Consider the following 11,430-nt stretch of genomic DNA (forward strand, 5'->3'; position numbering starts at 1 on the left):
ACCGCGCTCTTCGATCCCCGTCGAGCAAAAAGGCCACGGACGGACTTTTTGCGATTCGATCAAACATGACGGCTTCGCAAGAAGCCGGCATTCGCGACCAGGACGGTCGCGCAAATCCGGAGGTTGCGGATGCAACCGACGGATTTGTGAGGGGATCGAAGACCGCGCTCTTCGATCCCCGTCGAGCAAAAAGGCCACGGACGGACTTTTTGCGATTCGATCAAACATGACCAGGGAACACCCACCACGCACCGGCATCATCGGCGGCAGCGGCCTCTACGAGATCGACCACTGCCGGGTGGTCGACGTGCTGGAGCTGGAGACCCCTTTCGGCCCGCCGTCGGCGCCGCTCACCCTGGTGGAGATCGACGGTCACGAGGCGCTGTTTCTGCCGCGCCACGGCCGGGGCCACACCATCCCGCCCCACCGGATCAACTACCGAGCCAACATCTATGCCATGAAGCTGGCCGGCGCAGACCAGATCATCTCCATCTCGGCGGTCGGCTCGCTGCGCGAGGGGATCGAGCCGGGCCACTTCGTGGTGGTCGACCAGTTCGTCGACCGCACCCGCGGCCGGGCATCCACCTTCTTCGACGGGCCGATCGTCACCCATGTCTCGATGGCCGATCCCTGCTGTCACGACCTGCGCGACCGCCTGGGCGACGCCTGCAATGCCGCCGGTGTCACCACCCATCCCGAGGGGGCCTATCTGGTGATGGAGGGGCCGCAGTTCTCCACCCGCGCCGAATCGAACCTCTACCGCCAATGGGGGATGGATGTGATCGGCATGACCAACATGCCGGAGGCGAAGCTGGCCCGCGAGGCGGAGCTCTGCTACGCCACGGTGGCGATGAGCACCGACTACGACTGCTGGCACGAAGAGGAGGAGGATGTCTCGGTGACGGCGATCATCGAGGTGATGCGGCGCAACGTGGCCAACGCCAAGGCGATGCTGGGCCACTTCTTCTCCGCCCAACCGGCCGATCGGCTGCACCACTGCGGCTGCGGCTGCAGACGCGCACTCGACGCCGGCCTCTTCGCCGACCTGAGCAAGATCGGGCCGGAGGCGCTCGCCCGGGTGCGGGCGCTGATCGAGCGTAAGCTCGATCCGGAGCAGGTGACGGCGTGATCCGGCTGCTGCCGTTGCTGACGGCCGCACTGCTCGCCGGCTGTGCTGCCACGCACGAGCAGCAGATGGAGAAGGCGGCCCGGGAAGGGGAGCTCCACTACGAGATGGGGGTCAACGCGTTGCGCAGCGGCGACATTCCGGTCGCCTTCCGTGAGCTGATGCGGGCGCAGAAGCTCCGCCCGGACGACGCCGAGGTGACCGCCGCCCTGGCCCTGGCCTGGCGGCTACGCGGCGACCTGCACAAGGCGGAAGCGCTCTACCGCAAGGCACTGGCCATCAAGCCGACGCCTGCGATGCACAACAACTTCGGCAATCTGCTGCTGCAGATGGGGCGTCCCGCCGAGGCCGAGCGTCAGTTCCGCATCGCGCTCGACGATCCGCGCTACACCCGACAGGATCTCGCCTTCATCAACCTGGGCGATGCGCTCGCCGCCCAGGGACGCTACGACGCGGCGATCGCCGCCTACCGCAAGGCGCGGATCATCAACCCCCACCAGCACACATCGCGGCTGCGCGAGGCCGAGGCATTCCTGGCCAGCAAGCGCAAGCCCTATGCGGTGGCGCTGCTGCTCACCATGCTGCGCGCCGACCCCGCCGACCGGGAGGCGCTGCAGATGGTGCTGCCGTTGCTCGGGGCGGAGCAGCGCCCCGAGGCGGAACGGCTGCTGCGCCGCTTCATCGAGGCCGCCACCAACGAGGCCGACCGCGCCTGGGCGAAGGCACAACTGCGATGAGCACCCCGTCACCCGCCAACGAACCGCAACAGCAGCGCGATCCGGAGACGCTGCGCCAGACCTTGATCGGCGAGGCCGGCCGCCGCCTGCGCCGGGCGCGTGAGGAGCAGGGACGCACCATCGCCGAGATCTCCGAGGCGATCAAGCTGAGCCCGCGCCAGATCGAGGCGCTGGAGGCGGGCGACTGGGAGTCGCTGCCCGGGCCGGTCTTCGCCCTCTCCTTCCTGCGGCAGTACGCCGACGCGCTCGGTGTCGACGTCACCGAGATGGTGCAACAGCTCAAGTCCGACGACTTCGCCTTCCGTCAGCCGCTCACCTTCCCCGATCCGGCGATCGCCCCCAACCGCAAGTGGGCCATCGCCTCCGGCATCCTCTTCCTGCTGCTACTCCTCGTGTGGAACCTGACCGGTGATCGGGAGGAGGCGCCGCCGCCACCGCCGCCACCACCGGTGGCGCAGGAGCAGACGGCGCCACCCCCCGCACACGAGCCGCCGACCCCATCGACGCCCCCCTCCCCCATAGCCGAACCGGCACGGAAGCCGGCGGCGGAACAAGGGGCGAGCGACACCACTCCGGCTGCCGCCGCAACGGAGTCCACCCCGCCGCAGCCGGCTGCCGCCGCAGCACCCCGCCCCCCGACGATCGATCCGACCACTCCGGCGACGGCACCGGCGCGACCCGGCGCACGAAGGCCGCAGAGGGGAGGGAAAGACGGCGCGGCTCCACCCGCGGAGCTGCATCGCTTCCGTTTCACCGCAGGCGACGGCCGCGTCTGGCTGCGCATCGAGCGGGAGCGCCCCGACGGCGGCCGCATCCGACTGCGTGAGGTGATCCTCCGTCCCCACCACTCCCTCTCGCTGCAGCTCGATACGGCACGGCTGCTCATCAGCACCGGCAATGCCGGCGTGCTCCGGATCGAGGTGGACGGCGCCACCCGCTACGACTTCGGCACCATCGGCCGCGTGGGGGCGGTCGTCCGCCACCTGCAGGTCACCGCACCGGCGGGAAAGCAGAAACAGGAGAAAGGCGCGGCGGAGGCGAAGAGCCGGTAGCGATCGCGCCGTCTCGTCGCTACGCTGCGCACCCCATGAGCGACGCCACATCCCGGATCCGCTTCGTCTTCGTCACCGGCGGCGTGGTCTCCTCGCTCGGCAAGGGGATCGCCGCCGCCTCGCTGGCCGCGCTGTTCGAGGCGCGCGGCATCAAGGTGACGATGCAGAAGCTCGACCCCTACATCAACGTCGATCCCGGCACGATGAGCCCCTATCAGCACGGCGAGGTCTTCGTCACCGACGACGGTGCCGAAACCGACCTCGATCTGGGCCACTACGAGCGGTTCAGCCACATCACCACCGGACGCCACTCCAACTACACCACCGGCCGTATCTACGAGTCGGTCATCCGGCGGGAGCGGCGCGGCGACTACCTCGGCGCCACAGTGCAGGTGATCCCGCACATCACCGACGCCATCAAACAGGCCATCCTCTCGCTCGACGACGGCGAGGCGCAGATCGCGCTGGTCGAGATCGGCGGCACCGTCGGCGACATCGAATCGCAGCCCTTTCTCGAGGCGATCCGCCAACTGCGGTTCGATCTGGGGCGCGAACGCACCGCCTTCCTCCACCTGACACTGGTCCCCTACATCGCCTCCGCCGGCGAGATCAAGACCAAACCGACACAGCACTCGGTGCAGAAGTTGCGCGAGATCGGCATCCAGCCCGACGTGCTGCTCTGCCGCTCCGACCACCCGATCCCCAAGGCGCAGCGCGACAAGATCGCCCTCTTCTGCAACGTGGCGCGCGAGGCGGTGATCGAGGCCCCCGATGTCGACACCATCTACGCCGTCCCCAGCGCGCTCCACGCCGGCGGGCTGGGCAAGGTACTGCTCACCCACCTGGGCATGGAGCCGACCGAGCCCGACCTCACCGTCTGGCACGAGATCTGCCACCGCATCCGCAACCCCAAACGGCGTGTGCGCATCGCCATGGTGGGCAAGTACACCCGGCTGCCCGACGCCTACAAATCGATCAACGAGGCGCTCACCCACGGCGGCATCGCTCACGAGGCGCGGGTGGAGATCGACTACATCGACGCCGAGGAGCTGGAGTGCAACGGATGCGGCCGACTGGAGCAGGTTGACGCCATTCTGGTTCCGGGCGGCTTCGGCGAACGGGGCACCGAGGGGAAGATCGCCGCCATCCATTTCGCCCGCACGCGCAAGGTGCCCTACCTCGGCATCTGCCTCGGCATGCAGTTGGCGGTGGTGGAGTTCGCCCGCAACGTCGCCGGCATCGCCGGGGCGACCAGCAGCGAGTTCGACCCCTGCGCGGAACATCCGGTGATCGCGCTGATGACCGAGTGGGAGCAGGAGGGGACCCGCATCCACCGCAGCGCCGACGGCGACCTCGGCGGCACCATGCGGCTGGGCGGCTACCCCTGCCGCCTCAAACCCGGCAGCCGGGCGGCGGAGGCCTACGGCTGCAGCGAGGTGCGGGAGCGCCACCGCCACCGCTACGAGTTCAACGACAACTACCGCGACCGGCTGGAGCAGGCCGGCCTGGTCGTCGCCGGCACCCTGCCCGACGACTCGCTGGTCGAGATCGTCGAGATCGCCGACCATCCCTGGTTCGTTGCCTGCCAGTTCCACCCCGAGTTCCGCTCCCGCCCCTACGCTCCCCATCCCCTCTTTGCCGCCTTCGTCGGCGCCGGCCTGAGCCGACAGGCCGCATGAGCGGAACGCACGTGGTTACGGTTGCCGGTTGCGCCATCGGCAACGACCGCCCCGTCGTGCTGATCGCCGGCCCGTGCGTCATCGAGGGAGAGGCGTTCACCCTGCGCACGGCGGAAGCGATCGCGCGGATCGCCCGCCGCGCCGGCGTGCCGCTGATCTTCAAATCGAGCTTCGACAAGGCCAACCGCACCAGCGGCAGCAGCTTCCGCGGCCCCGGCCTCGACGAAGGGCTGCGCATCCTGGGGCGGGTGCGCGCCGAGCTCGGCCTGCCGGTGGTCACCGACGTCCACACCCCGGAGCAGGCCCGCGCCGCCGCCGAGGTGGTCGATCTGCTGCAGACACCGGCCTTCCTCTGCCGCCAGACCGACTTCATCACCGCCGTCGCCGCCACGGGGAGACCGGTCAACATCAAGAAGGGGCAGTTCCTCGCGCCGGAGGATATGCGCCACGTGCTGGAGAAGGCACGATCCACCGGCAACGAGGCGCTCCTGCTGTGCGAACGTGGGAGCTGTTTCGGCTATCACGACCTGGTCAGCGACATGCGCTCGCTGATGATCATGCGCGATTTCGGCGCGCCGCTGGTCTTCGACGCCACCCACTCGGTGCAGCGCCCGGGCGGACTGGGCGGGGCCAGCGGCGGCAACCGCGCCTTCGTCCCGGGGCTGGCGCGGGCGGCGGTGGCGGTGGGCATCGCCGCCCTCTTCATGGAGGTCCATCCCGACCCCGACCGGGCGAAGTCCGACGGCCCCAACTCGCTGCCGCTCTCCGGGCTCGAGGCGCTGCTCGCCCGGATCAAGGCCATCGATCACATCGTCAAGTCACAGGAGAACCCAGACCCATGAGCACCATCAGCACCATCCACGGCCGTGAGATCTTTGATTCGCGCGGCAACCCGACCGTCGAGGTCGACGTGCGGCTGGCCGACGGCTCCTTCGGCCGTGCCGCCGTCCCCAGCGGCGCCTCCACCGGCACCCGTGAGGCGGTGGAACTGCGCGACGGCGGCGGCCGCCTGAACGGCAAGGGGGTTCGACGCGCCGTATCCCACGTCAACAACGAGCTGGCACAGGCCCTCTGCGGCATGGAGGCGGAAGAGCAGAAGGCGATCGACCAGGCGATGATCGCCCTCGACGGCACACCCAACAAAGGGCGCCTCGGCGCCAACGCCATCCTCGGTGTCTCGCTGGCGGTGGCGCGCGCGGCGGCGGCCGGGCGGGGGGTGCCGCTCTACCGCTACCTCGGCGGTGAGGAGGCCACACTGCTGCCCGTCCCCTGCATGAACGTGCTCAACGGCGGCGCCCACGCCGACAACAACGTCGACATCCAGGAGTTCATGGTCGCCCCTGCCGGCGCCTCCTCATTCGCCCAGGCGCTGGAGATGGGGGTGGAGAGCTTCCACGCGCTCAAGGCGGTGCTCAAGGCACGGGGATGCAGCACAGCCGTCGGCGACGAGGGGGGCTTCGCACCGATGCTCCCCTCAAACGTGGCGGCTGTGGAGGCCATCATGGAGGCGTTCCATCAGGCGGGACTCAAGCCGGGGGAGGAGATCTTCCTCGGGCTCGACCCCGCCGCCTCGGAGTTCTACCGCGACGGCCAATACCACCTCGCCGGCGAAGGCAAGGTGCTCGATTCGGCCGGCATGGTCGACTTCTTCGACCGGTGGAGCCGCGACTACCCGATCCTCTTCATCGAGGACGGCATGGCCGAGGACGACTGGGAGGGGTGGCGGCTGATGACCGGGCGCATGGGCGACCGGCTGCAGTTGGTCGGCGACGACGTCTTCGTCACCAACCCGGAGATCCTCGAGCAGGGAATCGCACAGGGCGTGGCCAACGCGCTGCTGGTCAAGCTCAACCAGATCGGCACTCTGACCGAGACTCGCGCCGCCGTATCCATGGCCGCGGATGCCGGCTACCGCGCCATGGTCTCCCACCGCTCCGGTGAGACCGAGGACACCTTCATCGCCGATCTGGTGGTGGCGCTGGGCACCGGCCAGATCAAGACCGGCTCGGCCTCGCGCAGCGACCGGCTGGCCAAGTACAACCAGCTGCTGCGCATCGAGGAGGAGCTGGGGAGGCGGGCCCGCTTCGCCGGACGGGAGGCCTTCTCCATCCGCCGGCAGCCGGACGCCGCCCGGCCGTGTGGCAGCGCAGGCTGATCTGGCTGCTGCTGATCGCGCTGACCGCCGGTCTGCTCTGGTCGCTGCTCTTCTCCGACCACAGCTACCTCGTCTATCGCCAGGAGCAGCGCCAGCTCGAACGGCTCCAACGGCAGATCATCGAACTGCGCCGGCAGCGTGAACGGCTGGCCCGGGAGATCCTGCGTCTGCGCAACGACCCCGACGAACTGGAGCGGCTGATCCACCAGCAACTGGGCTACATCCACCCCGACGAATACATCATCCTCCATCCGGAGGATCCCTACGGCCGATGAGCGTCACCACCCGCTTCGCCCCCTCGCCGACCGGCCGACTCCACCCGGGCAACCTGCGCACCGCGCTGCTCAACTGGCTGCTGGCGCGCAAGGAGGGGGGACGGTTCCTGCTCCGCTTCGAGGATACCGACGAGGTGCGCAACCAGCAGCCGTACGTCGCGGCGATCGAGGAGACGCTGCGCTGGTTGGGCCTGGAGTGGGACGGCCCCACCCGCTTCCAGAGCCGAAACCGGCAGGCCCATCTGCAGACACTGCGGCAACTGGCCGAATGCGGCGCCGCCTACCGCTGTTTCTGCACCCCGGCCCGACTGCAGGCCGACAGAAGGATCGCCACCGCCCGTGGGCTGCCGCCGCGCTACAGCGGCCGTTGCCGGGCGCTGGGCCGGGCGGAAGCCGAGGCACGCGCCGAAAAGGAGTCTTTCGTCTGGAGGCTGGCGCTCCACAGCGACGATCCCGATGCGGTGGTGGTCGTCCCCGACCGGCTGCGCGGGGCGATCCGCTTCTCCCGATGCGACCTCGACGATCCGGTGGTGGTGCGCTCCGACGGCAGCTTCACCTTCCTGCTGCCCAACGCCGTCGACGACGCCTGCGAGGGCATCACCCACGTGGTACGCGGCGACGACCACCTGACCAACAGCGCCTGCCAGGTCTGGTTGCTGCAGCTGCTCGGCCGGCCGGTTCCCTGCTACTTCCACCACGGCCTGCTGCTTGATGCCGACGGCGCCAAGCTCTCCAAACGGTTCGGGGCCATCACGGCGGAGGATCTGCGAGCCGCCGGACTGCTGCCGCAGGCGCTGGTGCAGACCCTGGCCCGCCTCGGCCATCCCAACATCGATGAGCAGATCCACGACCTCGCCGGGCTCGCCCGCGCCTTCCGGCCGGAGGCGCTCTCCACCACGGCGGTCCGCTGGTCGGACGAGCTGCTCTGGCGGTGGCATACCCGGCTGCTGCGCGCCCTCCCCGCAGAGGAGCTCGCCGGTCGGATCGCCCCCTTCCTTCCACCTTGCGCAAAGGGGCGGCTGGTACGACTGGCGGAGCTGATCGCCCCCAACCTGGAACGGGCGGAGGATGCCGCCCGCTACGCCCGGCTGATCGACGCCCACGCCGCCCCCGACGCGGAGGCGACGGCACTGTTGCAAGGCTGCGACCCCACCCTCTTCCGCACGGCGCGAACGCTGTGGCGGGAGTGCGCGGACGGAGAATGGCGCAGCTGGACCCGCCGGCTGGGCGAGGCGTGCGGGATACGGGGGCGGAGGCTCTTCATGCCACTGCGCGCCGCCCTGAGCGGAAGCTGCCACGGCCCGGAGATGGGCGCGATCATCGCCTTTCTCGGCCGGGACGGGGTCGCCGCACGGCTCGATCCCGACACCCTGCCCCAGCGCGATGGTTGACCGCGCCGATCGCGCCCCCCGCGCCCATACAGCCGCTCCCCTTGACCTGGCCGCACCATTCGGCTACGCTTCGAGAAACGGTGGCCTTGCGGAAGGCGGCCGTCCGTTTCGGGGGCGACCGGTCTCGACGGAGATGCTGCAGCCCGTGGTGCATGCCGGGTTGGTGATCCCGTAAAAAACACCGACGGCAAATAACTGCCAACGACGACGTAGAACTGGCTTACGCTGCGTAAGTCACCCCGCCCTTGAGGTCGCCCGTCGCCTCGGGGAGCGGGGCCATCAAGACGGGATCGCCCGTGCGCTGGTGATTCGTGGCGTGCGGGTCAAACCTGAACGAATCGACCCGGCGGGCACCTTGGCCGTTCGGTTTCCGTCGGGTGCTGTGAGAACGGCCTAAGCATGTAGAGCCATTGGTGAATGGTTTCCGGACGCGGGTTCGATTCCCGCCGCCTCCACCATTTCAAAATCCAGCGAAAAATCATGATGACCGGAAAGCCTAGCAAATGCTAGGTTTTTTCATGCTTGACCATCCCATGTTGTCCAGCGTAGCATGCGTGCATAGACGGTAACGTGACGGTAATGGGTGGTGGTAACCTAAAAAATGGGCTGCCGATTACCGTCATTGAGATGGGGGTGCGGCATGAGCGTGAAGGACAAGCTGACGGACGCCAGGGTGCGATCCGCAAAGGTTCCCCCAGGGCAGAAGCTAGCGAAGCTGTCTGACGGCGGCGGCCTGTATCTCATCGTTACCGAGGTGAGCAAGCGCTGGCAGTTGGACTACCGCCTGAACGGCCGGCGCAAAAGTATGAGCCTGGGCACCTATCCCGAAATCAGCTTGAAGCGCGCGCGTGAACTGCGAGACGACGCCCGTTCACTGCTGGCGGAGAAGCGCGACCCCGTGGCCGTGCGCCAGGCCGAGCGCCGCGCCGCACTGGATACCTTCGAAGCGACGGCCTTTGAATGGCTGCACAAGCGCAAGCGCGCGCTTGCGCCTGGCTATGTGCGCACCATCGAGCAACGGCTTGCGAACGACATCCTGCCCTATCTCGGCAAGCGCCCCGTGCGCGAAATCACGGCCCCTGAGATTCTGGACGTTCTGCGCCGCATCGAGGCGAGAGGCGCGCAAGAGAGCGCGCACCGCTGCAGAATCATCATAGGCCAGGTGATCCGCTACGGCATCGCCACCGGCCGCGCCCTGGGCGATCCCACCGCCGGCCTGCGTGGCGCATTGTCCCGTCCCCGTCCCCGCAACATGGCCGCCGTGACCGACCCTCGCGAGCTGGGCGGCCTGCTGCGCGCCGTGTGGGGATACGAAGGCCATCCCGTGGTGCGCGCCGCCCTGCGCCTGCTTCCTTACACCTTCGTTCGCCCCGGCGAGCTGCGGCATGCCGAGTGGGCGGAGTTTGATTTTCAAGATGCCATGTGGCGCATCCCGGCCCACCGCATGAAGGTGAAAGACCGCGGCGCCCACCTTGTGCCGCTGAGCCGGCAGGCCATGGATATTCTCATGGAGTTGCGCCCGCTGACCGGCCATGGGCGCTTGGTGTTCCCAGGCATCCGCACCGACGCCCGCCCCATCAGCGACAACACCCTGAACGCCGCCATGCGGCGCATGGGCATTGCCAAGGATGAGCATACGGCCCATGGCTGGCGAGCGACCGTGCGCACAATCCTGTCGGAGCAAGGCTGGAACCCGATCGTACTGGAGCGACAACTTGCGCACGCGGAGAAAAGCGAAGTGGTGGCCGCCTATCACCGCGCGGAATACCTGCCCGAGCGCCGGCGGCTGATGCAATCCTGGGCGGACTATCTGGACGCCCTGCGAGAAGGCGCCAGCGTGGTGCCGATACACCAAGCGAGGAGGTGAGACGATGACAAACGTGGTGAAGATGAGAGACGCGGAGAAGCTGACCATTGGCAGCATGGGTGATGGCCTGCTGCTTTTGACGGCTGCCCGGCATGTTCGAAGCCTGACGAACGCCCTAAGCGACGCGCGCGGCGATGTTACGTTTACCGGCCGGGAAGTGGCCTACATCCTGGAGCCCGTGAGCATGCTGCTGGATGCTGCTTGCGAGCGCCGGCTTGGAGGCGCAAAGGCCTAACCCCCTGGCTGGGGCGGTAGGCAGGACTGGCCCCCTGCTGAAAGGCGCGCACCCCGCTTCCGCCCCGGCCTTCCATCCTGGGTGCGGAGGTGCAACGTGCTTGAAGACATCTATAAAAGAGGCGTCCGCCTTTCCGATTGTATTCATATCATTGCCGAGAAAAGGAAAAAAGGAAGGGAGCCGCGCCGAAGTTGGGTGACCGGCGAGCCGAGAGTGCCTAGAGCCATCCTGACGAAAGCCGCCGATCGCAGAGCATGGGAGGAGTTGCGCGCGGAAGCCATAGACGGCTTTATGATCGGCATCGGTTTTGACCGGAAACGGCTGGTTGTTATCCAAAGGGAGCAATGGCCGAGCCTTGACCGCGAAGGCGAAAACCTGAAAGCCGAAAGCGGCCGGTGTTTCAAAGCTGTTCGCATCATCCCAGCAAGCGACCTGAGCAAAGAGGAAGAGGAAGCGCTAACGTCGCCGCCTGAGGATCAAGACAAACCGCTATCGGGGCGGGAGCGGCGGAGCTTGCATCTGCTTATCGCCTATTTGGCGGGAAAAGCCGGCTATTCCCCCGACAGAGACACTGTCGGCAAGCTGAAGGCGGCGCTTTACCGCAAAAACGTAAATATGGACGAAAAAACAATAAGAAAGCATCTGAACGCCGCCTTTGAGACCTGGAAGGAACCCCGGGAATAACTTTTTGTTCCCGTTTCGTTACGGGAATTCCCTCGCAAATCCGCCTGGCTGTTCCATCGTTCGCCGCATCCTGACGACAAGGAGCGGTATCATGGACAACGCAACGAAGACATCCGCAACCGGCGAGGCCCTGCTGCGCCTGCCTGCCGTGCTCGCCCGCGTGGGCGTGACTCGGTCTACTTGGTGGGCGTGGTGCCGCAAAGGCAAGGCCCCGGCGCCGATCCGGCTG

10 protein-coding genes and 1 other RNA gene are annotated in these 11,430 nt (G+C 67.7%); all 11 read left to right on the forward strand.

Features of this window, described 5'->3' with window-relative positions:
- Positions 1 to 226: 226 nt before the first annotated feature.
- Entirely contained in the window at positions 227 to 1,129 is a 903-nt protein-coding gene (gene mtnP, locus D6682_01830) for an S-methyl-5'-thioadenosine phosphorylase (GenBank protein RMH52468.1), read from the forward strand.
- Positions 1,126 to 1,863, forward strand: a complete 738-nt coding sequence (locus D6682_01835; protein RMH52469.1) for a tetratricopeptide repeat protein — start codon at positions 1,126 to 1,128, stop codon at positions 1,861 to 1,863. The genes mtnP and D6682_01835 overlap by 4 nt, the downstream gene beginning before the upstream one ends.
- Positions 1,860 to 2,915 carry a helix-turn-helix domain-containing protein gene (locus tag D6682_01840; protein ID RMH52470.1) on the forward strand — a complete coding sequence of 352 codons (1,056 nt, stop codon included), beginning with the start codon at positions 1,860 to 1,862 and terminating at the stop codon, positions 2,913 to 2,915. The genes D6682_01835 and D6682_01840 overlap by 4 nt, the downstream gene beginning before the upstream one ends.
- Before the next feature lie 35 nt (positions 2,916 to 2,950).
- Positions 2,951 to 4,594 carry a CTP synthase gene (locus D6682_01845; GenBank protein RMH52471.1) on the forward strand — a complete coding sequence of 548 codons (1,644 nt, stop codon included), beginning with the start codon at positions 2,951 to 2,953 and terminating at the stop codon, positions 4,592 to 4,594.
- Positions 4,591 to 5,436, forward strand: coding sequence for a 3-deoxy-8-phosphooctulonate synthase (locus D6682_01850; protein RMH52472.1), 846 nt, complete (start codon positions 4,591 to 4,593; stop codon positions 5,434 to 5,436). Before D6682_01845 ends, D6682_01850 begins: the two co-directional genes overlap by 4 nt.
- A complete protein-coding gene (locus D6682_01855) occupies positions 5,433 to 6,749 on the forward strand; it encodes a phosphopyruvate hydratase (GenBank protein RMH52473.1) in 1,317 nt (438 codons plus the stop codon). The genes D6682_01850 and D6682_01855 overlap by 4 nt, the downstream gene beginning before the upstream one ends.
- A 20-nt stretch (positions 6,750 to 6,769) precedes the next feature.
- Positions 6,770 to 7,024 carry a septum formation initiator family protein gene (locus D6682_01860; GenBank protein ID RMH52477.1) on the forward strand — a complete coding sequence of 85 codons (255 nt, stop codon included), beginning with the start codon at positions 6,770 to 6,772 and terminating at the stop codon, positions 7,022 to 7,024.
- The gene (gene gltX, locus D6682_01865; protein ID RMH52474.1) at positions 7,021 to 8,415 is read left to right on the forward strand and encodes a glutamate--tRNA ligase; all 1,395 of its coding nucleotides are present in this window, start codon (positions 7,021 to 7,023) and stop codon (positions 8,413 to 8,415) included. Before D6682_01860 ends, gltX begins: the two co-directional genes overlap by 4 nt.
- Positions 8,416 to 8,525: 110 nt before the next feature.
- Positions 8,526 to 8,873, forward strand: a transfer-messenger RNA (tmRNA) gene (gene ssrA, locus D6682_01870).
- Between the two features lie 182 nt (positions 8,874 to 9,055).
- Positions 9,056 to 10,282, forward strand: a complete 1,227-nt coding sequence (locus D6682_01875) for a DUF4102 domain-containing protein (protein RMH52475.1) — start codon at positions 9,056 to 9,058, stop codon at positions 10,280 to 10,282.
- Between the two features lie 16 nt (positions 10,283 to 10,298).
- Positions 10,299 to 10,517 carry a hypothetical protein gene (locus D6682_01880; GenBank protein ID RMH52476.1) on the forward strand — a complete coding sequence of 73 codons (219 nt, stop codon included), beginning with the start codon at positions 10,299 to 10,301 and terminating at the stop codon, positions 10,515 to 10,517.
- The last annotated feature ends 913 nt before the right edge of the window (positions 10,518 to 11,430 follow it).

Source organism: Zetaproteobacteria bacterium (assembly GCA_003696765.1).
Taxonomy (GTDB): Bacteria; Pseudomonadota; Zetaproteobacteria; order Mariprofundales; family J009; genus RFFX01.

Excerpts from the sequence above, each read along its gene's own strand:
- D6682_01875 (RMH52475.1), top strand. The coding sequence starts at position 9,056 with ATGAGCGTGAAGGACAAGCTGACGGACGCCAGGGTGCGATCCGCAAAG.
- D6682_01855 (RMH52473.1), top strand. The coding sequence starts at position 5,433 with ATGAGCACCATCAGCACCATCCACGGCCGTGAGATCTTTGATTCGCGC.
- D6682_01840 (RMH52470.1), top strand. The coding sequence starts at position 1,860 with ATGAGCACCCCGTCACCCGCCAACGAACCGCAACAGCAGCGCGATCCG.
- D6682_01845 (RMH52471.1), top strand. The coding sequence starts at position 2,951 with ATGAGCGACGCCACATCCCGGATCCGCTTCGTCTTCGTCACCGGCGGC.
- D6682_01850 (RMH52472.1), top strand. The coding sequence starts at position 4,591 with ATGAGCGGAACGCACGTGGTTACGGTTGCCGGTTGCGCCATCGGCAAC.
- mtnP (RMH52468.1), top strand. The coding sequence starts at position 227 with ATGACCAGGGAACACCCACCACGCACCGGCATCATCGGCGGCAGCGGC.
- gltX (RMH52474.1), top strand. The coding sequence starts at position 7,021 with ATGAGCGTCACCACCCGCTTCGCCCCCTCGCCGACCGGCCGACTCCAC.